The sequence below is a fragment of the Andreprevotia chitinilytica DSM 18519 genome, assembly GCF_000711875.1.
In the GTDB taxonomy this organism is placed as follows: Bacteria; Pseudomonadota; Gammaproteobacteria; order Burkholderiales; family Chitinibacteraceae; genus Andreprevotia; species Andreprevotia chitinilytica.
Window position 1 is genome coordinate 99,158 of record NZ_JONM01000005.1, and the last position, 22,833, is coordinate 121,990.

The window sequence follows — 22,833 nt, forward strand, 5'->3', positions numbered from 1 at the left end:
ACGCGTTTGTTTGGGCATTCCTTAACGGCAGGTGAGCGCAGAGTCCGGTAAAGTAACGCCTTTGTTTTGCCCGATCCTTGATGCCTTCAATGCCCCGCGCGATCGTCCGCTCAGCGCCCTTGCTCATTTTTCTGGCTGTTTCGATGGCCGCCTTCGGCCAGTACAAGGTCGAACTGAGTGCGCCTGCCGACGTCAAGGATCTGCTGGTCGATCACCTCGATCTCTACCGCTGGCAGACCGATCAGAAAGTCACCCCCGATACCCTGAAATCCCTGATTGAGCGTGTGCCGCAAGATGCCAGCGGCTTGCTCAACACGGCCGGCTATTTCTCGCCCAAGGTCGAAGCCCGGCTGGATGAAGCCAGCACGCCGCCGCGCGTAGTCGTGACGGTTGATCCGGGTGAGCTCAGCCGCTTCAGCCAGATCGATTTCCAGCTCAACGGCGCGATCGATGATGACGAAGAACGGGTGGCGCGCCTGAAAGAGCGCTTGCAGGACAACCTGGCGATCAAACTCGGCGATCCGTTTACCCAGTCTGCGTGGAGCGACGCCAAGCGCCGCGTGCTCAACAGCCTGCAAAGTTCGCGCTACCCGACGGCGCGTTTCGCCAAGAACGAAGTGAAGATCGACCCGGTTGCCCACACCGCCATCGCCACGCTGATCATCGATAGCGGCCCGCTCTATCGCTATGGCGAGATCACGGTTGAAGGGCTGACGCGCTACCCGGAGTTCCTGGTGCGTAACCGGATCGGATTTCACGAGGGGGATTACTTCCGCCGCCGCGATTTGCTCGATCTGCAATCCGATCTGGAAGCCCAGCCACAATTCGGCGGCGCGGTGGTTGAAGCGCTGCCAAGCGAATCGCCACCCTATGTCGCCCCGGTCACCGTGCGTGTACAGGAAGTGCCGATGCAGCGCATTACGCTCGGCGCGGGCTACGGCACGGTGGCCGGGCCGCGCGGCACGGTCGATTACGCCTACAACAACCTGTTCAACAAAGGCTGGGTCTTCGATACCCAGACCGCGCTGGATCGCGATACGCAGGAGTTCGATGCCGGTATCACCTTCCCGCAGCAGCTCTCTGGTTATGCGCATCGCGTCTATACGACCATCAAGCGGGCCGACGTGCAGGGCTTGCTCACGCGCACCGACAAGATTGGCGTAACGCGGTCGATGTCCGAAATCAAGAACAGCAACGGGATCGATCGGCAGATCACGCTCGAATACCTGTTCGAGACGCGTAATCCCAACGATGGCACGACCGATACCGTACACTCGCTCACCGGTAACTATCGCTGGATCCGGCGCAATTTCGACAGCCAGCGCGATCCGCATCAGGGCAATCTGCTGCAGCTGGAAGGCGGCGGCGCGGTCAAGGGGCTGTTCTCTGACCAGACCTTCGTACGCTTGTATGGCCGCGGCCAGCAATACTGGCCGATTGGTGAAAAAGGCGTGCTGATCGGGCGGCTTGAGCTGGGCCAGACCTTTACACCAGATGAGTCCGAAGTGCCGACCGATTGGCTGTTCCGTGCTGGCGGCTCGAACAGCGTGCGCGGCTATGACTACCAAAGCCTGGGTGTGCCGGGGATAGGGGCAGTGCTGCCGGGCAAGGTCATCGCCACGTCGTCGATCGAATTGCAATATCCCGTCTACAAGCAATGGCGTGGCGCGGTGTTTGCCGACTACGGCGGCGCAGCCGAGGACTGGAAAGCGCTCAAGATGGTGACCGGTGTCGGTGCCGGCGCCCGCTGGATCAGCCCGGTTGGTGTGTTGGGCGCTGATCTCGCCTACGGCATTCAGGCGCGGCATTACCGCTTCTATTTCAGTTTGGGGCTCGCCTTCTGATGACGACCCCGACCACGCAGCCGGATATGACTGAACCCACCAGCCCGCCGCCCAAGCGCCGGCGCGACGTGATCCGCTGGCTGGTGTACGGCACGCTGGGTTTCCTGTTGCTGCTGGCTGCGGGTATCTATACCGCTGCCAGCTGGCTGGATGGCGAAAGCGGCCGGGCGTGGTTGCTCAGCAAGCTCAACCAGTCCGGCGTGGTGAAGATCGAGCGGGTGGATGGGCCGCTGTGGCGCGATGTAACGGTGACCGGTATCTCGGTCGATACCCCCGAAGTCGCCGTGAAGGTCGACCGCGTGCACCTGGTGTGGGATGCCTACGCGTTGTGGGGCAGAACGTTCTCTGCTCGTACACTTGATATCGGCAACGTCGAAATCCGCACCAAACCCCAACCGCCCAAACCGAAGCCAAGCCCGCCGCCAACATCGCTGGCGTTGCCGCTGGGCATCCAGATCAATGAGCTGCGGCTGGGCAAACTCGTCGTCGTCGATACCCCGGTCGAGCTGCATGACATCAAGCTCGCATTCTCCAGCAGCGGGCGTTTTCATGTACTCGACCTGAAACAACTGGCAACGCCGCATGGCCGCTTGTGGGCCAAGCTCAGTCTGGATGGCCAAGCGCCATTCAAGGTCGGCGGCAGTGTGGATTTTGCCGGGCACGCCGATGAATACGCGGTCAACGCGAATTACAAGCTGGCCGGCAATCTGCGGGATCTGGCGCTCAATGGCCAGATCAGCGGCGCGCGCATGCAGGGGCGGCTGAATTTGCGTGTCGATGCCTTTGCACCCTACGTTTACAACATCGTTCACGAAGCCAAGCTGGAAATCGATCAACTGAATCCGGCGACGGTGTTGGCCGGTTTGCCACAGGCCGATCTGTCCGTGCGGCTCAACGTGCAACCGACCGGCGAGGACACCGCACGCGGCACGCTGTCGGTGCGCAATGCCAAGCCGCTGGCGATCCAGCAGAAGGGTGTTCCGGTTGCATCCATCGATGCCGCATTCGACGTACGCAATGGTCGGCTCGATCTCAACAAGCTGCAGGCGCAATTGCTCGGCAACGGCAAGCTCGATGGGCAAGGGCAGTTCCGCGCCGACCGGCTCGATGCCAAGCTCGTGCTCGCCGGCATTGATCTGGCGAAGCTGGTGCCCAGCACCGCCAAGACGCAACTCGCCGGCACCATTGCCCTCACTGGCCCGTATCACGCGCCGGATGTCAAAGCCGACCTGAACGATCCGGGTTTCAAGACCAGCCTCAAGGCGGATTTCGGCTGGATCAATCCGCAAAAGGAACGCCGTATTGCGATCCGCAAGCTTGATCTGGCGCGCGGTAGCAGCTCGGCCAAGCTCAGCGGCGAGTTCGGATTGGATAAGCAGGATTTCCGCGCCGAAGGCCAGTTCGCCCACTTCAACCCGGCCGATTTTCTGGCGGCACCGGCCGGAGATATCAGCGGGCAGCTCAAAGCATCCGGCGGGCTCAAGCCGCATTGGCAAGCGTTGCTGGATTACCAATTCGCCAATAGCCGCTTCAACGGCGAACCACTGGTCGGCAAAGGCCATGCCCAGCTGGCGGATCAACACTTATCCAATGTCGATCTGTTCCTGCAGCTGGGCAGCAATCGCCTGACCGCGGTGGGTGCACTTGGCAAGCCGGGCGACAAGCTGGCGCTCAAGCTGGCGCTGGAGAACCTTGCCGAGCTGGGGCATGGTTTTGGCGGGCGGGTGATCGGCAATGCCGACGTATCCGGCGCATTCACCAAGCCCTTGATCAACGGCAAGCTGGGCGCCGCCAACGTGCTCACGCCTTGGGGGTTGCGCGTGGCGCGTGGTGATGCGTTGGCCACGCTTTACCCCGACCTCACCAGCCCGGCCAAGATCGAGTTGTCGCTCGAACAAGCGCAAGGCTTCGGCGCTGAAGTGGCAAAGGCGCAATTCAATCTGGATGGCACGCAGGCGCAGCATCGGCTGCGGCTTGATGTCGATGGCAACTATCAGCACGAGCTCGTTTCACTTGCACTCGCTGCCAGCGGGGGCTTGAATGCCGAGCAGCAATGGCGCGGCCGGATCGACGAACTGACGCTCAAGGCGCGGCTGCCGATGCGGCTCATGGGCGCAACCAATCTGGAAGCCGGCCCCAAGGCGGTTCATCTCGGCAATGCCAGACTCGCCATCGGTGAAAGCACGCTACAAATCGACCGCCTCAACTGGCAACCCGGCAAGCTGGATACCTCCGGCTCCGCGCCACGTTTGTTGCCGGCCGAGTGGGCCAAGCTGGCGGGCCTCAAGAAGCTGGATACCGATCTGGTGTTGTCGGCACGCTGGCAAATCGCGCAGGCGAATTGGCTCGATGGCTTCGTCGAGCTGGAGCGGCTCAGTGGTGATGCAGCCATGCGCAATGGCGATAACGTTTTGCAGGCGCTGCAGCTGGATCAATTCAAGTTGCGCGTGGCGGCGGTGCAGTCCCGCGTGACGGCTGCTGGCGAGCTGCAGAGCCGTCGTTTTGGCAACGTGAAACTGAGCGGCGATACCGTCGTCGATGCGCCCAATTGGCGACCGGCTCCCGGCGCATCGCTCAACCTGTTGGCGGATGGCAATCTGCCCGATCTGGCCAAGATCGCGCCGTTGTTCGGCAACGATATCCAACTGGCCGGTCGCGCCAAATTCCATATCACCCGCAACGGCCCGTTCGATGCGACCGCCCGCCTGAGCGGCACCGTGGATGGTGACGATCTGGCCATCAAGGACAGCGCCACTGGGGTCAGCCTCAACAAAGGCTTGATGCGCATCCAGCTCAAGCCGGATCAGGTGGTGCTGGATACCGTGCAGTTCAGTGGCGGTACCGGCAAGCTGACCGCACAAGGTACGCTGGATATCAGCGGCGCAGACCCAGTCGCCAAGGCCACGGTAGTGGCGGAGAAGCTCACACTGATCAATAAGCCGGACATGCTGCTGGTGCTGTCCGGTAACGGCAATATCAGTTACAGCAAGGACGGCCTGTCGGTCACCGGCAAGATGAAAGCCGATAGCGGCGATATCTATTACCGCGCCGCTGATACACCAAAGCTGTCCGACGACGTGGTGATCGTGGGGGCCGAGCCGAAGGAGGCCAGTCATGGCTTGTCGCTGGCGAATCTGCAGTTCGATGTCGACCTCGGCGACGATTTCCGCTTCCGTGGTTATGGCATCGAGGCTGAGCTGGGCGGCGTGCTGCGGTTGGTCGCCAAGCCGAACCAGTCGCTGGCGGCATTCGGTCAGGTGAAAGTGCTGGAGGGCAGTACCTACCGAGCCTACGGCCAGAAGCTGGATATCGAGCGCGGCGTGCTGAGCTTTGCCGGCCCGCTTGATAATCCTGGGCTGGACATCCTCGCCATGCGGCGCGGCTTGTCGGTTGAGGCCGGGGTGGCCGTGAAGGGCACTGCGCTCAGCCCCCGTGTCACCCTGTATTCGGAACCGACCGTGCCGGACAACGACAAGCTGGCCTGGCTGCTGTTCGGCCACGGCACCGACAGTATGGACAAGGGCGATTCCGCCGTGTTGGTGCAGCTGCTGAACGCCGCTATGACGGGGGGCGACCCCGGCACCAGCCTGACCGATCAGGTGTTTGGCGCGGTCGGCATCGACGAAGTCGGCATGGCCACGGGCAAGATGCAGAACGGCACCACTACCCAAGTGGTATCGGTCAGTAAACGCTTGAGCAAAACGGTGAAGCTGTCGCTGGAAAAGAGCATGAACGGCCTGCAAGACGGGATCAAACTCTCGTGGCAGTTCTCACGCCGCTGGTCGTTGGTGAGTCGCTTCGGCACCGACGAAAGCACGCTGGATGCGACGTATACGATGCGGTTTGATTAGTTTCGTAGGGCGGGCTAGCGGCTTGCTGCGTAACCCGCCGAACCAGGCCGTGACAGACCCATGCGGCGGGTTACGCATTCTGCTAACCCGCCCTATGCTGCTACATGATTCAGGCTACAGCGTCCGCGCCACCACCCACGCCTCCACATGCACCGCGCCGGCCTTTTTCAGTGCCCGGGCGGCGGCATCCAGACTGGCCCCGCTGGTCATCACGTCATCCACGACTGCCACTCGCTTGCCGGCAATGGCCGCCGTCGCCACGAACGCACCACGCAGATTCTTGTGCCGGGCCGCCTGCGTGAGCCGGGCCTGGTGCTCGGTATCTCGGTTGCGGATCAGCATGTCGTGGCCGATGGGCACGTGCAGCGATTTGGCCAACGGTTTGGCGATCTCCACCGCTTGATTGAAACCGCGTTCTTTCAAGCGGTTGGCATGCAAGGGCAGCGGCAGGATCAAGTCCACACTGGGCGCGACCGGCAAGCGATGCAGCAGCGTTTCGGCCAGCATGGGCAGCAGGCTCCAGCGCCCGCCGAACTTGGCGGCCGGGATCAGCTGCCCGACCACGCCGGTGTATTCCAGTGCAGCAAAACTGGCATCGAAGGCAGGCGGGGCCTTCAGACAACCGCCGCATAGGCCGCCATCTGGCGTCGGCAGTGCGCAGCGCGGGCAGAGCGATGCTGGCAAGCGAGGTAAATCGTGATGGCAACCGGCGCACAGGCCGCGTTTGGCTGTACCGCCGCACAGCACACAGTTGGCCGGTAAGGCGAGGGTTTGCGCCACAGTGCTGTGCCAATGGCGCAACTTGTTCAGAAACTCTCTATTTAAAATTGACAACTTGGCGGCTCCATCGCGAGAATCCGGATATTCCCGTTGTAGACCAAGGCCATCGCATGAATGCTCCGCAAACCATCGAACTCAAGCGCAAGACGCCACACGCCACTGGCGATCACTGGACGGTCGATGCGGTGCAAGCGTTGTTCGACCTGCCGTTCAACGATCTGCTGTTCCGTGCCCAACAAGTGCACCGCGACCATTTCGATGCGAACAAGGTGCAGCTTTCCACGTTGCTGAGCGTGAAGACCGGCGGCTGTAGCGAAGACTGCGGCTACTGCCCGCAAGCTGCCCGCTACCACACCGGCGTTGAAGCCGAGCCGTTGATGCAGGCCGACGAAGTGCTGGAAGTCGCCCGTATCGCCAAGGAAAACGGCGCCAGCCGCTTCTGCATGGGCGGCGCATGGCGCAGCCCGAAGCAGCGCGATCTGGATGAACTCAAGAAGATGATCGCTGGCGTGAAGGCGCTCGGTCTGGAAACCTGTGGCACCTTCGGCATGCTGAAAGACGGCATGGCCGAGCAGCTCAAGGAGTCTGGCCTCGACTACTACAACCACAATCTGGATACTGCCCCGGAAAAATACGGCGATATCGTCTCCACCCGCGAATACGACGACCGTCTGGATACGCTCGGCAAGGTGCGTAATGCTGGCCTGCACGTGTGCACCGGCGGCATCGTCGGCATGGGCGAAACCCGTGAGGAACGCGCCGGCTTGATCGCGCAGCTGGCCAATCTCGATCCGCAGCCGGAATCGGTGCCGATCAATAATCTGGTGCAAGTGGAAGGCACGCCGCTGCACGGCACCGATCCGCTTGATTGGACCGAGTTCGTCCGCACCATCGCCGTAGCGCGCATCACCTTGCCGCAATCGTTCGTGCGCTTGTCCGCTGGCCGCCAGCAAATGCCGGAAGCGATGCAGGCGTTGTGCTTCATGGCGGGGGCGAATTCGATTTTCTACGGCGACAAGCTGCTCACCACTGGCAACCCCGATGTAACGCGCGATCAGGCGCTGTTCAAGAAGCTGGATATCCAGCCGCTCTGATTGTGCTTGCTCATTTTTCTGCAAAAAGACCCGTCCAGATGCGACGGGTTTTTTGTTGCCCTCGTCATTTATCATGACGAATCGGGACAGGTAGTTTAAAGTTTTCCCGGCCCGTTCCGGGGTCTTGGAGTTTTCATGTTGAAGTCGTTGATCTTGTCCTTGTTCGTCGCACTGCTGTGCACCGCTTGTGCCACCAGTGTGAACAAGGAAAACGTGGCAAATACCGGCGCTACGGCCGGTGTCACATTCCAGCAGGCGGCATTGACGCCGAAAACCGGCGGCAAACTGGTCGCCGCTACCGAACTGAATCCCGGCGACATCATCTTGTCTGCCTCCGACGGCTTGACCTCGGCGGGTATTCGTCTGCTCACGCTGGCGCCGGTCAGCCATGCCGCGCTCTATATCGGCAACCAGCAGATCGCCGAAGCAGTGGGCGAGGGCGTGCGTGTGCGCACGGTGAGCGAGGTGCTGGATGAAGAGGCGGTCGTGGTGGCCTTCCGCCATCCCGATCTGCAAGACCAGCACGCCAGTTTGATTCGCTCGTTTGCCTTGCAGCAGGTGGGCGATCGCTACAACTACGTTGGCGTGATGTTGCAAGCGCCGTTCTCGATCGAGCGGCGCATTTGCGAGCTGCCCCTGGTGCCGGCCGGCGTGCGCGATTTCTGCCTGCGTGGCATGGCGACCATTCAGCTCGGGGCCGGGAATAATGATCGCTTCTTCTGCTCGCAATTCGTGCTGGAAGCCTATCGCGCTGCCGGTTTGCCGATTACCGATGGCGATCCGCGCTGGGTCAGCCCGGCCGATATCCTGCACATGCGCGAAGGCGATGTGCCTTCGATGAAAATCCGCCAGACGCTGGTTTACGTCGGCCACCTCAAGTTCCAGCCCGCACCGTTGCAAGAGGCGCGCCGCATGGCGGCAGTAACCCCGTGATCATCAATTCGGAGACTTTCATGCTCGATGCAATTCTCGCTGCCGCTCACTACTTATCCATCATCTTGCTGGTCACTTTTCTCGCCATCGAAACGGTCTTGGTCAAGCGCGAGTGGATGCCGCAGGCGGCCGCCCGGCTGGCGCGCTACGACATGATGTACTTCCTGATGGCGATGGCTGTCCTGGCGACTGGCCTGCTGCGCGTGTTCTTCGGCGTAAAAGGCGTGGCCTTCTATGAGCACAACCCACTGTTCCACGCCAAGGTCACCGTGTTCGTGCTGATTGCACTGACCTCGATCTGGCCGACGAAGCGCTTCTTGCACTGGAAAAAAGCGGCAGCGGCTGATCCGGCCTTTATCCCGGATGACATCGACCTGAAGCGTGTACGGCGCTGTGTGATGGCAGAGGCACATTTGCTGGTGTTGATGCCGATTCTGGCGGCATTTATGGCGCGTGGGATTGGGATGTAAGCGCGGCCAATAAAACCCTGCTGGCGTTGTTGTGCTCACTTGCCGTACGAAATGTACTGTCTGCGTTTCGCACGCCTAGCCAGCACCGCTACGCTGGGTTTTCTTGGCCGCGCTTGGTTGTGGCAATACTGCGTAGATGCACTTGTCTCTCAAGTGAGATAGAATTAAATCTCAAATGAGACGAACTCAGGAGGTCATCATGACCAAGGCAGCAGTACTACCCACATCGCGCCACGCGGTACCGAATGTGGCTGGTGTCTCGCGCTTGCGCGGCTTGGCGGACCAACTGGGGCGGGCTACGCCGGGAGCGCGTATCGAGCTGATCCGTGCGGGCATGCCGGCTGAACTCGTGGGGGATATCGCCGAAGCGTTCGATATTTCGAAGCAGCAAGTCTATGGCGTGCTGCATATTCCGGCTTCGACCGGCGCGCGGCTGACCAAGGAAAACAAGACACTCGGCGTGGCTGAAAGCGAGCGGGTGGCACGTATCGTCGAGATCACCCGGGCGGCCGTCGAAGCGTTTGGCGATGAGCGCAAAGCCAAGCGCTGGCTGACCAGCCCCAGCCGCTCTTTCAATGGCGCCACGCCGTTCTCGATGCTGGATACCGAAATCGGTGCGCAGGAAGTGCGGCGGGTACTGGTGGTGATCCAGTACGGCGGCGTTTTCTAAACGTTCCCGCTAATCCGCCCATCCAGCAATGCAAGTCTGGCGACTCGCCCGCGCGGCTTATGCCACTGATCTGTCCGGTTATGGTGCCGCGCTGTTTGGCGGGCGCTGGAATCACCGCGATGTCCCCGCCGTCTACACCGCAACCAGCCGCGCGCTGGCCGTTCTTGAAGTCCTTGCCCACCTGCCCGAACCGGGCTTGATGCCGGATGACTACCAGCTCATCAGCATCGATTTGCCGGATGACCCTGCGCTGTTCCACACGCTGGCACCGCCAACAGGCTGGGATGCCGTGCCGGCGGGGGATACCAGTCGCGATGCGGGCACGGGCTGGCTCAAGCAATCCGGGCAGCTTGGTCTCTACCTGCCATCGGTGATCGTGCCGCTGGATCGCAATATGCTGCTGAACCCGGCGCATCCATTGCTGCGCGATGGCACCATTCAGGCGGTGATCGAAGGGCCATTCGACTTTGATGGTCGGGTGTTGAATCTGCTGGCGTAGCAAGCGCCGCTAACCCAACGCCCATACCGGAAGCGCGCCAGCTGCGCATCCAGCTGGTTGGCCGTATCGGTCAGGCTGCGCATCTCCGAGAGCATTTCTTCGCTGCGGGCACTACTTTGTGCGGCGCTATCGCCAATCCCGGCCAGTCGGGCGTGGATGGCTTCGCTGGCCTGGCTTTGTTCTTCCACCGCAGCGGCAATCGTTTCCATCATTTCACTCACGTGCCGGGCTGCGCTGCCGATGTTGCCCAAGGTCGCGGAGATTGCATCGCCGTCATCCCGGCATTCGATCACCCGCTGGCTGGCGGCTTGCATCGCAGTGAGCGTTTCGTTGGTCTTGGTACGTGTGACATCGAGGATGGTGCGGATATGCCGGGTTGAGTCGGCGGTTTGCAGCGAGAGCTTGCGCACCTCATCGGCGACGACGGCAAAGCCACGGCCTGCCTCACCGGCACGGGCCGCTTCGATCGCCGCATTGAGGGCTAACAGGTTGGTCTGCCCGGCGATGTCTTCGATGCTGCGGGCGACTTTCACGATGTCTTGTACGGCATTGGTGAGCGCATCCAGTGCGGTTTCCGCCGCGCTGAATTCATTGGTGAGCGCGTCGAGCCGGACAATCGAATTGCGGCCGGCATCCTGCGCGATGTTCACTGCATCCCGTGTCTGGATCGCAACGCCGGCAGCCTGTTCGGCCTGGTTGGCGACGGACTGCACGGCGCTTTGCAAGGTCTGGCTCGCGCTGGCCATGTCTTGCAAATGAGTGGTCTGCAGCGCTGCGTCGTCGTGGGTGGCATCGGCCAACGCGGTTACGCGGCGAGCATCGTCTCGTGCGGTTTGGGCGGCGTTGCGTGCTTGCGAGAGCGTTTGGGCCAACTGATCGAGAAAGCGGTTCAGGCTGCGGCCAAGGTCGCCGATTTCGTCGCTGACTTCCGGCATGCGGCCGGTGAGATCGCCCTGCGTCAACTGATCGCTGGCGGCGGACATCACACGCAAGCGGCCATGCAGCTTTCTGGCAAAGTAAAGCTGGCTGGCTACGATCAGCAGTGCGGTGAGCGCCAACGGGGTCAAGGTACTGGCGAATAGGGTGCCGATTCGCCCTTCGATGGCCGTGCTTGCCGTGCCCGCTCGGGTCTGTGCGCTAGTCGCCGCCACATCGAGGCTGGCGAGCACGGGTTCAAGATCGTTCTTGTAGATTTGCTCGGGAATGTTGAGCGCATCCTGCGGGCTGGTCGCGGAGATTTGCACCGCGCTATGGAACTGTTTCAGGTAATCCGCCCATTGTTGCGAGAGTGCGCCAGAGAGTTGCTTGGCGGCTGCTTCATCCAGTAACGGCGCGACATCACGGGCGGCGGCATCGACGGTTTTTTCGGCGGCTACCAGCCGGGCTTCGGTATCTGGCGCAAGCGGATCGGCGCGCGAGACAAGCAGCATGGTGCTGCGCAGGGTAGAGACAGCGGCGAGTGCCTGCTGGCTGGTGTGATCGCGGCGATAGTCGTCGCGCAGCAGACCAATCTGTACCGTGATCCAGATGCCAAGCCCGGCGAGGGCAAGGACAGTAACGGTGCTGACGGCTTTGAGTTGGGCGGAAATGCGCATGGTGGTCCAGCGGATGAATCTGAACCCCAAAGTATGAAATTTATGTTTCAGTAGTATTAAAAATGGGTTTTTCTTACAGCTTGACCGCTGGATGGTGCTACTGCTCGGTGGCAAACGCCTTGGCCAGATGACGTGGCGCATCGATCTCGTTGCCCTTGCACACGGCAATCCGATAGGCGAGCAGTTGCAGCGCAATGGCATACAGAATCGGATTGAGTTCGCGCAGGTCTTCCGGCATGCGGGCGACGTTAAGGCGATCGGCAGCGGCAAGGCCAGCATCCGACAACACGAACAGCTCGCCATGCCGCGCACGGACTTCCTGCAGATTGGCGAGCAGTTTTTCCGCCAGCGGATTCCACGGCAGGCAAGCGACGACCGGCAGATCGGCGTCCACCAGTGCTAGCGGGCCATGCTTCAGCTCGCCGCCCGGATGCCCCTCGGCATGCAGATAGGCGACTTCCTGCATTTTCAGTGCGCCTTCCCGGGCAATCGGGTAGTTGGAGTGCCGGCCAACGCAGAACAGATGTGTGCTACGCGCCAGGCGTTGCGCCCATTGATCAAGCACAGGTTCCAGCGCCAGCACACCAAGCGCCGCGCGCGGCAGCAGGCTGAGCAGCCGGGTTGCTTCTTCCAGCGCGGCACCAGTCAGCCGGCCGCGTTGCTGGGCGAGCCCGAGCGATAGCTGATACATCGACAGCAGCTGTGCCGTGAAGGTCTTGGTCGATGTCACGGCGATTTCCGGCCCGACTTCATTCGCCAGTTGCAGCTTGGCCAGTTGCATCAGTTTGCTATCGCGGACATTCGACACCCCCAAGGTGACGGAGGCACCGAGATATTCGGCATGCCGCAACGCAGCCAACGTGTCGGCCGTTTCACCCGATTGAGAGACGCCAATGGCCAGCGTGTTGTTGGGAACCACGCCATCCAGATAGCGGTACTCGCTGGCGAGCTCGACCGACGTAGGCAGACCGGCCACGCCTTCCAGCCAATAACGCGCCGTCAGTGCTGCGTGATAGCTGCTGCCAGAGGCGACGATCACCACCGCGTCGATATTGGCCAGCAATCTTGCGCCTTCATCACCCAGCAGTTCGGCAAGACTGGGCGTGAGACCGTTGCGGGTCAGCGTGTCCGCCAGCAGCGCCGGCTGTTCGTGAATTTCCTTGCCCATGAAATGGCCGAAGCGGTCTAGCGCAGCCCGCTCATTGCGAGGGCTGATCGGCTCGGGATTGCGTCGGGTCGGGCTGCCGCTGGCATCGATGATTTGAACCTGGGTCGGCGTGATACTGGCGACCTCACCGGGGATCAGCCGGATCAAGTCGCGGGCAAAAGGCAACAAGGGCGACAGCTGATCGGAAAACGCAAAGCCGTTCTGATGTGAGGCAATCAGGATGGGAATGCCCGACGTGGCCACAACGATTTCGCCAGGGTTGTCGCGCTCGATCACGCTGATGGCGAACAAGCCAACCAGTTCCTGCACGGCCGATTGCGTGGCGCGGGTCAGATCGCGCTGGGTGCGGTGATACCAATGGATCAGTGCGGAGATCAGTTCGGTCGGGTTTTTGGCATCGGCGGTGTAGCCGAGTGATTGCAGACGGTTGGCGAGTGATGTGCTGTTTTGCAAGCTGCCGCGCATCACCACGCCGATCAGGTCACGGCAAACCCGCATCGCGTGTTGGGCCGGATCGCCCCAATCCAGCCGCAACAGCACCCGGTTGGTCGGGGTATCGCCAATCGCGTCGACGATGCCTGCCGGTAAGCCGGCCACGCTGGTTTCGGACAACCCGTCCTGCCCGCCATGCAGCGCAACCACACCACGAAAACCAAAAGCATCCAGCTGTTCGATCTGGTGATAAAGCGTGGGCAGGGTATTGCTGGCGGAGATGAGTCCGATCAAGTGGCTCATGGCAGGCTCGTTTATCGAAGAGAAATCGGGCGGATTTCTCTTCATGTTAGTTCCTGGCAAGCCCAATTGCGGCGAATTCACAGCAGGTGTTGCATTGCGTCATCAAACACACGCCAGCATTGACTCGGCTAGCTGCTTTGGGCTAATTTCCACCGGTTTCCCCGCCTGTTTTCCCCCATGTCCAAAACTGCCAAATCCGCTGCTGCGGCGCCTGCCGATTTCGAGGCCGGCGTGGTCGAGCTCGAAACATTGATCGGCGCTCTGGAAGCAGGCCAACTCCCGCTTGAAGAAGCGCTTGCCGCTTATCAACGCGGGCAGCAATTACTCAAATTCTGCGAAGGCAAACTTGCCAATGCGGAACAACAACTCAAAATTCTTGAAGGCGAGCAACTCAAGCCTTTCAATCCGGAGGCGCAATGATTGCCGCTGAACTGGATTTTGCCGCCTGGATGCAGGCGGTACAGCTGCGCATCGAAGGCGTGCTGGAACGCACGCTGCCGACCGACGAACACATTCCCGCCCGTTTGCACCAAGCCATGCGCTATGCCGTCCTCGATGGCGGCAAGCGCGTGCGCCCCTTGCTGGTCTTCGCCGCTGGCGAACTCGTCGGCGCCGATCCGGCCCGGCTCGACCACGCCGCCGCCGCGGTGGAGTTGATTCACGCCTATTCGCTGGTGCACGACGATATGCCGGCGATGGACAACGATGTCCTCCGGCGCGGCAAGCCCACCGTCCACGTGCACTTTGACGAAGCCACCGCGCTGCTCGCTGGCGATGCGCTGCAAACCGCCGCGTTCGATTCGCTCAGCGCCCACGTGTTGGCGGACGACCCGCGTGACCAGATCAAGATGGTGAACCTGCTCGCCAAGGCATCCGGCAGTGTCGGCATGTGCGGCGGGCAGGGCATCGATCTCTACAGCGTCGGCAAGGCCCTGAGCCTGCCCGAGCTGGAACTGATGCATATCCTCAAGACCGGTGCGTTGATTCGCGCGTCGGTGCTGTTGGGCGCCTATTGCGGTCAAGCGTTGACCGAAGCACAAATGAGCAAGCTCGATCACGCAGCCAAATGCATTGGCCTCGCGTTCCAGGTCGTCGACGACATCCTCGATTGCGAAGCGGACTCTGCCACGCTCGGCAAGACGGCCGGCAAAGATGCCGCCAATGACAAGCCGACCTATGTCTCCTTGCTCGGCCTCGCCACCGCCAAGGAAAAAGCCGCCGAGCTGCAGGCCGAGGCGCATGCCGCGCTCGATACCTTCGGCGATGCGTCCGCCGGTTTCAAACCCACCCGCCTGAAACAGCTCGCCGACTTCATCGTCGCCCGCCGTTCGTAAGTTGATGTCCATGTCCGAATTGTTGAATTCCATTGCCAGCCCCGCCGATTTGCGCCAACTCGATCGCAAAGAGTTGCAGCAAGTCTCGGACGAGCTGCGCGCTTATCTGCTCGATTCGGTCAGCCGCACCGGCGGCCATTTCGCCTCCAACCTCGGCGCGGTCGAACTGACCGTCGCGCTGCATTACGTCTTCGATACACCGAATGACCGCCTGGTGTGGGATGTCGGCCACCAGAGCTATCCGCACAAGATCCTCACCGGTCGGCGCGACCGCATGAACACCATGCGCAAGAAGGGCGGTCTGGCTGGTTTCCCCAAGCGGGAAGAGAGCGAATACGACACCTTTGGCGTGGGCCACTCGTCCACTTCGATCGGCGCGGCGCTCGGTTTTGCCGAAGCCGCCAAGCTGCGCGGTGACGATCGCCACTCCATTGCCGTGATCGGTGATGGCTCGATGACCGCCGGCCAAGCGATCGAAGCGCTATTCAACGCCGGCCACCGCGACGTCAATCTGCTGGTAATCCTGAACGACAACGAAATGTCGATCTCGCCCAACGTCGGCGCGTTCAACAACTATCTCGCCAAACTGTTGTCCGGCAAGTTCTACAACGGTTTCCGCAACGCCACCGGCCGTGTGCTCGAAGTCGCACCGTCGCTCAAGGAGCTGGCGCGACGCGGCGAAGAGAGCGTCAAGAACCTGTTCAGCCCGGCCTCATTGTTCGAAGAGCTTGGTTTCAACTACATCGGCCCCATCGACGGCAACAACCTCGATGCGCTGGTGACCACGCTCTCCAACATCAAGAAACTCAAAGGCCCGCAGTTCCTGCATATCGTCACCAAGAAGGGCCACGGCTACAAACTCGCCGTAGCGGACCCGGTGAAATACCACGCCGTCACGCCGTTCACGCCGGAAGACGGCATGGTGGGCGGCAAGAGCAGCAAGGTCTCGTTCACGCACGTGTTTGGTGACTGGCTGTGCGATATGGCCAAGCAAGACGAACGTCTTATCGGCATCACCCCGGCCATGCGCGAAGGCAGTGGCCTGGTGCGCTTCGAGCAGGAATTTCCTGAGCGCTACTTCGATGTCGGTATCGCCGAACAACACGCCGTCACCTTCGCCGCTGGCCTCGCCTGTGAAGGGTTCAAGCCCGTGGTCGCGATTTACTCGACCTTCCTGCAACGTGCCTATGACCAACTGATCCACGACGTTGCGCTGCAGAACCTGGATGTCACCTTCGCCATCGACCGCGCCGGCCTCGTCGGCGCAGATGGCCCGACCCACGCCGGCTCGTTCGATATCTCCTACCTGCGCTGCATTCCCAATATGGCGTTACTCGCCCCGGCCGACGAAAACGAATGCCGGCAGATGCTCTACACCGCCTACCAGCACAACGGCCCCGCCGCCGTGCGCTACCCGCGTGGCAGTGGCAACGGCACGCCAGTCCAGGCCGAAATGACCGCTTTGCCGTGGGGCAAAGGCGAAATCCGCCGCACCGGCAGCAAGATCGCCATCCTCGCCTTCGGCACCGTGTTTGCTGATGCACTGCTGGCCGGCGAAGCGCTCGACGCCTCCGTCGCCAATATGCGCTTCGTCAAACCGCTGGATGTGGAACTTATCAAGCAACTGGCCGCCAGCCACGATCTGATCGTCACCGTGGAAGAAAACGCCGTGATGGGCGGGGCGGGCAGTGCCGTACTGGAAGCCTTGGCTGCCGCCGGCATCGCCAAGCAAGTGCTGCAAATTGGTTTGCCGGACGCCTATGTCGAGCATGGTGAGCAGAAGGAATTGCAGGCGGAATGCGGGCTGAATGCTGCCGGGATTGAGGCGGCGATTCGGGCGCGGTTGGGCTGATTTCGCATTTGATGTTTTAGAAGAGGACAACGCCGGCTTGATGCCGGCGTTGTTGTTTCTACATTGTCTCGGCAGTCAGTAAACGAATCTGGCAAACAGTGAAACGCCTGAGAAGCTAAGCGCTTCAAACAGCAAAGGTATTTTGAGACTCTTCCTAAACGGAAGTGCAACGAAATCGTGCAAAGTCTTCTAGCTCGACAAGAGTTACCTGCATTCATGCGATGAGGGGTGTACATGAAGATGCTTGCACTGCTTGGAAATCCTACAACAACGGGAGGTCATGTTCTGACTGCCTCTTCGTCCATGACCGACGAGGGAGTATTTCTCGTCTTATCAGGCGATATTGCCTCATGTCCCAAATGCTCGAAGGGGCGCGGTCCAATTGTTGGGTCTGCGTACATCTGGGGCGAGAATGGCAGGGATGGTGTGCAATCAGGTGATGTTGTTGTGTGTGGATGCCCTTATGGCGCGAATCGGGTTATTGCTCAATCTACGCTTTTCATTGGGAATGAATCGGAGGGCGACTATGCGGGAACGAATCATCTCGCAGCTACTACTGGAATGAGTACATCTCACTCAGCGGTGCCAACCCCAGCCGTATTTGATCGCCAAATCCAGCTGCAGGATTTCGAAACGGGTGATGTGCTTGCACACCAGCGGTACCGCGCCACCACGAGTCAAGGCGTGTTTAAAGGTCATACCAATGCGGAAGGCTTGACGGACCTCATCCAGACCGGCGAGCGCGAAGAGGAAATCCAGATTGAGGTGCTGCGGTACTGGTGACTTATTTTAAGCAAGGAGACGCCTATAAAAAGAAATTCCTGGCTCGTGTTGCCAAAGGAGATCATGCAAATATCCAGGCCGGAGAAGGGTGCCGTACCTGCTATCAACGAACAAAAATCGGCAACGCAATTGGTGTGGCAGCATTCTGGCTAGAGCAACAATGAACTACACGCCGATGGCCCGTTTTTACCTGATCGCAATTTCCTTGCTTTGGGTGCTGATGAGTGCGCTTGTCTTCTTGCTTGCCAATGGGGATTCCGCCACGGCGGCGCGAGAAAGCCCTGTTTTTGTTGCTGCGTTGCTTCCTGGTATTGCGCCTTGGGTGCTTATCTTGATCAATGTGGTGCGGGGAAAAAGTAGCCATGAGCAGCGATTGGGCATCGTATTCTCCATCGTCGGTTTTCTCTTGTGCGGGGTTGCTTTTTCCAAACCACTTTGGCCTATCTCTTGGGAGTACACAGACGGATATGTACTTGCGCTTGTTTTGGAGTTAAGTCTCATTGCATCAATTGCTATGGTGATTGCCTGCATGTGCCGGAATAAATAATTTGACCCGACGCTGTTTGTCGGAGTGATCAATAAAAAACGCCAGCATCAATGCTGGCGTTTTTTATTGATCACTACATCAAGCCAATCACTGATACAAAATCTGGCTCTTCAAATCCCGATCAATCGCACTGGCAATGCCCGACCACGTCGCCAGTTTTGCGCCACTGCAGATATTACTTTTCAGATTCCGCTCCAGCACCCGGCTCACTTCGATCTTGTTGCCTTGCTGCTGATACGTGGCTCGGTAGATCACGTCGTCGCTGCTCAGGTCGACGTTGCGCGGGATTGCCAGGATTTTCACGCTGGCCGGAAAACTGATGTGGTAGTGCTCTTCCAATAGGCCACCAGCGCAAGTGCCGTCCAACGGTTTGCCCTTTTGCTGCAGCACGAAATCAGGGAAGGCCTTGATGTTGCTTTGGGAGGGCAGACGCGGGATCGCGAATCCGAATGGCCCGGGGAAGTTGGCGAACTGGTCGAACTTGCCCGAGCCGGTCACCACATAGTTTTGCCCCAGCTCATGCGGCTTGCCGGTATTCAGTTTGAGTGAGCCGACCAGGTTGTAGGCTTCCAACGCTTTGCGTTCGACATCGTCCGGTTGCGTAGTCGACAGATAGCGGCGGGCATTTTCGGCGATCTCTCCGCTGAGCGTGGTGGCCAGTTCCAGCTTGGCGCTGCCATCTTCCGCGAGGGCCAGGGTGTAATCGGTGAAGGATTGGCTGGTGGTGGCGTTGTGAATTGGTGTCTGGCGAATTTCGCCGGTGGCCACGATCAAGGCCGATTTGTCGCTCTCGCCAAACGGCAACGTGCCGAAGCTGGCGAAGCCTGGCGTGGTATCGGCGAACAGCTTGAACTCTGGCAACCATGTGATGGCATGGTTGAACGCGGCATTCACCGGTGCGCCCGGCAAGCGGTAGTTGTCGCCCCAGTTGATCAGCACCGTGCTCGATTCGATGCCCTTGGCCTTCAAGAGCGTTTCGTACAGCGTGGTGTGGTCCTTGCAGTCGCCATAGCGGTTGGTGAGGATGCTATCCGCCTCATGCGGCACCACGCCGCCCGCGCCGATATACACGCCGACATAGCGGATGTTCTCGCTCACCCATTGGTAGAGATGCTCGGCCTGTTCCCGGCGATCGGTGATGCCACGGGTCAGCTCATCCGCCAGTTTCTGGACAGCTGGGGTGACTTGGGTCTTGTCCTGTGCACGCGCCGCGTAGGCGTTTGCCAGCTCACGGTAATCAGTGAAATTGGTGGCAAAAAAGCGCGGCGCAACGTCGAACCAGGACAGCGTATTGCTCTGCTTCTTGATCGGGCCGGTGGCGGCATTGCTGTAGTGAAAGCGCACCGTGCGCTTGCCATCGGCCGGTGTGGCGGGGGTGAGGGCCTCAAGGCCGCTGCTCTCGATCTTGACCGCCATATCGGCTGGCGTGGTCAGCGTGATGTTGGCGTCTTCATACACCTCGATCAGCGGGAAGGCATTCACGGCCGCGAATTTGCCGGGGAAAAGCGTGGTCAGGTCTTGTTGCTTGAAGCCGACCTGAATCGAATCGCCCACTTCCAGCGAGGGGAAGGTGATCACGCGCCCGTGCATCTGGCTGAACTGCGGTGCATCCACCGTGATCGGCAGCGGTTTATCGAATACGCCTTTCTCCCGATCCACATCGATACGGGTGCCGTTTTTCTTGATGGTGGCAGCGGCTTCCAGCGTCAGCGTCTGCATTTCCGCGTTGTAGGCGGACAGGTATTGGCCGAATTGCCGCACACCCGCCTCGGTCAGCAAATGAATGGTGATTCCCGTATGAACGGTGCTCTTGCCGGCGCTATCCACCTCGATGCGTTCATCAAAATGGCTGACCCGGTAGTCTTCCGCCGCCCAGGCCGAGCCGGCAAGCGTGAGCAGTAGGGCGCTGAATATCTTTTTCATGAGGCCTTTTGGAGCGTAATGGGGGGCAGCTACCGGGGGAGCGCGACGTGCAGATGACCATTCTGAAACAGTTCGCCAAGCCACGCCAACCTGCCGTTAAATTCGTTGTGGGTGGCTGGCGATGGTAGCGGGCTAGCGTTCGGAGGGTAGGTTAGCCCCTTTAAGGGCGTAACCCACGCGGGGCAGGGTTTCAAACCGGATGAATGCTGGCAATTGCAGTGGCGTCTACGTGGGTTACGCCCCTTAAAAGGGGCTAACCCACCCTACAAACCTAACGATACCGTGCCAGATTCGCATCCAGCGCACCGGACTTCCTGGCGGCCTGCGCTGCAACTTCCATCCGCGCGAGAATTGCATTTGCATCGGGAAAATTGCGCCGCAGCCCGAAGCAGAAATTCACCGGGGGCAGGAAGGGGGCGGGAGTGAACTTGAAGCGGTTGGCCAGCCCCAGCTGCTGCAATTTGCGGCTGGTGACGACTTCCCCCTCGATATAGATATCCAGCCGATTGGCATCGATCATGCGCAGGACGGTTTCCTCGTCCTTGAACCATTGGATGTAATTGGGTTCCAGATTCTCGGCCGAATAGCCCGCCCCGATATATTTGCCCTGCCGCAGTGTCCGCAGGTCGGCCACGGAGCGAACACTCAGTGGCCGGGGATCGTCGATCCGGTGATAGATGCCAAAGCGCACGCTGATGATCGGGGTGGGGCAAAACGCCGCATACACTTGGCGTGGCTTGGTGAGCACGGTGCAGAAACCATCCAGCGTGCCGGCTTCCACCATGGCCTGGGCGCGGGCCCAAGGGTAACCCTGATGGTCGAAATCAAGTCCCGCTGCCTGACCAAGCAGGTCGACCCCATCGACCAGTGCGCCCGTCATTTGTCCATCCCGGCCGCGAAAGCTGAAGGGCGGGTAGTTATCGAAATACCCCATGCGGATCGGCCTGGCTTGCGTCGCCGCCTGTGCCGGCAGCAGCACGCCGCCCGCCAAGGTGCAGGCGCCGATTAGAAAGTTGCGCCGGTCAATCATGAAGTGAACCCCTGTTATGTCGCGCCATCGCGGGCGCGTTTGATCCGGCTGGTGCGGATTCTCGTATTTGGTTTGCTTGGCACCGGCTGCCTGGCGTGATCCGTCGGACTTGCGCTGCGGCCAAGCATGTCGAGCGGGCGGCGCTTGTTCAAGCGTTTTATCGCGTCATAAGCGTGATCTGGCTCACTTGACGGGCCATCTTGGATCAGCCGTATTTCAAACCAGTGTTTCAAGCTGCCTGGGTCGGATAGTGACGCATCCTTGAATGCGGTTTCAAATAACTGGATTGAATATTGTCGTTATTCAAAAGTATTTATTTGCATTATTTGGGCGATGCTAGATTTGTGCGGTCCCTTGCGCGTGCTGCAAGCCACGCTGGGCTTCATCCCCCTTCAGGAGTTCGCAATGCCGCGGTTCGATACGCTCGCCATCCATGCCGGTTACAGCCCCGACCCCACCACCCGCGCCGTTGCGGTGCCGATCTACCAGACCACCAGCTACGCCTTTGACGACACCCAGCACGCGGCCGATCTGTTCGATCTGAAGGTGGCCGGCAACATCTACACCCGCATCATGAATCCGACTACCGATGTGCTGGAAAAGCGTGTGGCCGCGCTGGAAGGCGGCATTGGTGGCTTGGCGCTGGCATCCGGCCAGGCGGCGATTACCTATTCGATCCTTACCATCGCCGAAGCCGGCGACAACATCATCTCGATCTCGACGCTCTACGGCGGCACTTACAACCTGTTCGCCCATACGCTGCCGCAATACGGCATCCAGACGCGCTTCGTCGATTACCGCGATCCGGCCGCAGCGGCCAAATTGATCGATGCCAAGACCAAGGCGATCTATGTGGAATCCATTGGCAATCCGCTCGGCAACGTGGTCGATTTCGCCGCCTTTGCCGATGTCGCCCACGCGCATGGCATCCCGTTGATCGTCGACAACACCGTGCCGACCCCCGCGATCACCCGTCCGATCGAACATGGCGCGGATATCGTGGTGCATTCACTTACCAAGTACATCGGCGGCCACGGCAACAGTATCGGCGGCATCATCATCGACTCCGGCAAATTCCCGTGGGCCGAACACAAGCAACGCTTCCGCCGCCTGAACGAACCCGATGTGAGCTACCACGGCGTGGTCTACACCGAAGCGCTCGGCCCGGCTGCCTACATCGGCCGTGCCCGTGTGGTGCCGTTACGCAATACCGGTGCCGCCATCTCGCCGTTCAACGCCTTCCTGATCTTGCAAGGGCTGGAAACGCTGGGCCTGCGCATCGAGCGCCACAGCGAAAACGCGCTGAAAGTCGCCAAATACCTGCAAGGCCACCGCGCAGTGGAATGGGTGAATTACGCCGGACTCGCGGACCACGAATCCCGCCCGCTGGTGGATAAATATTTCGGTGGCCGGGCATCGGGCCTGCTCACCTTCGGCGTCAAAGGCGGCCGTGAAGCCGGCGCACGCTTCCAGGATGCGCTCAAGCTCATTACCCGACTGGTGAACATCGGCGACGCCAAATCGCTGGCATGCCACCCGGCATCGACCACGCATCGCCAGCTCTCGCCAGAGGAGTTGAAGAAAGCATGGGTATCGGAAGAGACCGTGCGTTTGTCGATTGGCATCGAGCATATCGACGATATTCTGGAGGACATCGGACAGGCGCTTGTGGCGGCGGCTTAAGGGGGATTAATCAGCCCGGCAAACGGACTGAACTGCCCAAAA

General features: G+C 60.3%; 18 protein-coding genes. 13 read left to right on the plus strand and 5 right to left on the minus strand.

Annotated elements, in window-relative coordinates; translation table 11 throughout:
- The first annotated feature begins 89 nt into the window (after positions 1–89).
- Both BR41_RS08480 and BR41_RS08485 read left to right on the plus strand, forming a co-directional pair.
- Complete coding sequence (locus BR41_RS08480; RefSeq protein WP_035055207.1) at positions 90–1,844, plus strand: autotransporter assembly complex protein TamA; 1,755 nt, start codon at positions 90–92, stop codon at positions 1,842–1,844.
- Positions 1,844–5,695 (plus strand): translocation/assembly module TamB domain-containing protein, encoded by a 3,852-nt coding sequence (locus tag BR41_RS08485; protein WP_035055210.1) that lies wholly within the window; start codon positions 1,844–1,846, stop codon positions 5,693–5,695. Before BR41_RS08480 ends, BR41_RS08485 begins: the two co-directional genes overlap by 1 nt.
- Before the next feature lie 114 nt (positions 5,696–5,809).
- Here the strand turns inward: BR41_RS08485 and BR41_RS08490 are convergent, their stop codons facing one another.
- Positions 5,810–6,529, minus strand: a complete 720-nt coding sequence (locus BR41_RS08490; RefSeq protein ID WP_211251701.1) for a ComF family protein — start codon at positions 6,527–6,529, stop codon at positions 5,810–5,812.
- A gap of 56 nt (positions 6,530–6,585) precedes the next feature.
- On the opposite strand from BR41_RS08490, the gene bioB reads away from it, so the two are divergent.
- The 5 genes from bioB to BR41_RS08515 all read left to right on the plus strand — a co-directional run bounded on the left by bioB (position 6,586) and on the right by BR41_RS08515 (position 10,141).
- Positions 6,586–7,569 (plus strand): biotin synthase BioB, encoded by a 984-nt coding sequence (gene bioB, locus BR41_RS08495; RefSeq protein WP_035055215.1) that lies wholly within the window; start codon positions 6,586–6,588, stop codon positions 7,567–7,569.
- 135 nt (positions 7,570–7,704) lie between these two features.
- Positions 7,705–8,502: a YaeF family permuted papain-like enzyme gene (locus BR41_RS08500; RefSeq protein WP_051710510.1), complete on the plus strand. Its 798-nt coding sequence runs from the start codon at positions 7,705–7,707 to the stop codon at positions 8,500–8,502.
- Positions 8,503–8,522: 20 nt separating this feature from the next.
- On the plus strand, positions 8,523–8,972 hold the full coding sequence (locus BR41_RS08505; protein WP_035055574.1) for a DUF2214 family protein: 450 nt from the start codon (positions 8,523–8,525) through the stop codon (positions 8,970–8,972).
- Positions 8,973–9,171: 199 nt separating this feature from the next.
- Positions 9,172–9,642 (plus strand): Xre family toxin-antitoxin system antitoxin, encoded by a 471-nt coding sequence (locus BR41_RS08510; RefSeq protein WP_035055216.1) that lies wholly within the window; start codon positions 9,172–9,174, stop codon positions 9,640–9,642.
- A 28-nt stretch (positions 9,643–9,670) separates the two neighbouring features.
- Positions 9,671–10,141 carry an RES family NAD+ phosphorylase gene (locus BR41_RS08515; protein WP_035055219.1) on the plus strand — a complete coding sequence of 157 codons (471 nt, stop codon included), beginning with the start codon at positions 9,671–9,673 and terminating at the stop codon, positions 10,139–10,141.
- Here the strand turns inward: BR41_RS08515 and BR41_RS08520 are convergent.
- Positions 10,081–11,736, minus strand: coding sequence for a methyl-accepting chemotaxis protein (locus tag BR41_RS08520; RefSeq protein WP_035055221.1), 1,656 nt, complete (start codon positions 11,734–11,736; stop codon positions 10,081–10,083). The two genes, BR41_RS08515 and BR41_RS08520, sit on opposite strands and share 61 nt — an antisense overlap.
- 97 nt (positions 11,737–11,833) lie before the next feature.
- The gene (gene glmS / locus BR41_RS08525; protein ID WP_035055223.1) at positions 11,834–13,639 is read right to left on the minus strand and encodes a glutamine--fructose-6-phosphate transaminase (isomerizing); all 1,806 of its coding nucleotides are present in this window, start codon (positions 13,637–13,639) and stop codon (positions 11,834–11,836) included.
- Between the two features lie 177 nt (positions 13,640–13,816).
- Here glmS and BR41_RS08530 point away from each other — a divergent pair, with 177 nt between their 5' ends.
- The 5 genes from BR41_RS08530 (at position 13,817) to BR41_RS08550 (ending at position 18,155) form a co-directional block, all read left to right on the plus strand.
- The gene (locus tag BR41_RS08530; RefSeq protein WP_035055226.1) at positions 13,817–14,059 is read left to right on the plus strand and encodes an exodeoxyribonuclease VII small subunit; all 243 of its coding nucleotides are present in this window, start codon (positions 13,817–13,819) and stop codon (positions 14,057–14,059) included.
- On the plus strand, positions 14,056–14,973 hold the full coding sequence (locus tag BR41_RS08535) for a polyprenyl synthetase family protein (protein ID WP_035055244.1): 918 nt from the start codon (positions 14,056–14,058) through the stop codon (positions 14,971–14,973). Before BR41_RS08530 ends, BR41_RS08535 begins: the two co-directional genes overlap by 4 nt.
- Before the next feature lie 4 nt (positions 14,974–14,977).
- On the plus strand, positions 14,978–16,825 hold the full coding sequence (dxs, locus tag BR41_RS08540; RefSeq protein WP_211251702.1) for a 1-deoxy-D-xylulose-5-phosphate synthase: 1,848 nt from the start codon (positions 14,978–14,980) through the stop codon (positions 16,823–16,825).
- 234 nt (positions 16,826–17,059) lie between these two features.
- Positions 17,060–17,608, plus strand: a complete 549-nt coding sequence (locus tag BR41_RS23580; RefSeq protein WP_084186940.1) for a PAAR domain-containing protein — start codon at positions 17,060–17,062, stop codon at positions 17,606–17,608.
- Positions 17,609–17,768: 160 nt separating this feature from the next.
- Entirely contained in the window at positions 17,769–18,155 is a 387-nt protein-coding gene (locus BR41_RS08550) for a hypothetical protein (protein ID WP_156970617.1), read from the plus strand.
- Positions 18,156–18,242: 87 nt separating this feature from the next.
- Here the strand turns inward: BR41_RS08550 and BR41_RS08555 are convergent, their stop codons facing one another.
- Entirely contained in the window at positions 18,243–20,078 is a 1,836-nt protein-coding gene (locus BR41_RS08555) for a DUF3857 domain-containing transglutaminase family protein (RefSeq protein WP_035055251.1), read from the minus strand.
- Between the two features lie 271 nt (positions 20,079–20,349).
- Positions 20,350–21,108: a substrate-binding periplasmic protein gene (locus BR41_RS08560; RefSeq protein WP_035055253.1), complete on the minus strand. Its 759-nt coding sequence runs from the start codon at positions 21,106–21,108 to the stop codon at positions 20,350–20,352.
- 405 nt (positions 21,109–21,513) lie between these two features.
- On the opposite strand from BR41_RS08560, the gene BR41_RS08565 reads away from it, so the two are divergent.
- The gene (locus BR41_RS08565) at positions 21,514–22,791 is read left to right on the plus strand and encodes an O-acetylhomoserine aminocarboxypropyltransferase/cysteine synthase family protein (protein WP_035055575.1); all 1,278 of its coding nucleotides are present in this window, start codon (positions 21,514–21,516) and stop codon (positions 22,789–22,791) included.
- The last annotated feature ends 42 nt before the right edge of the window (positions 22,792–22,833 follow it).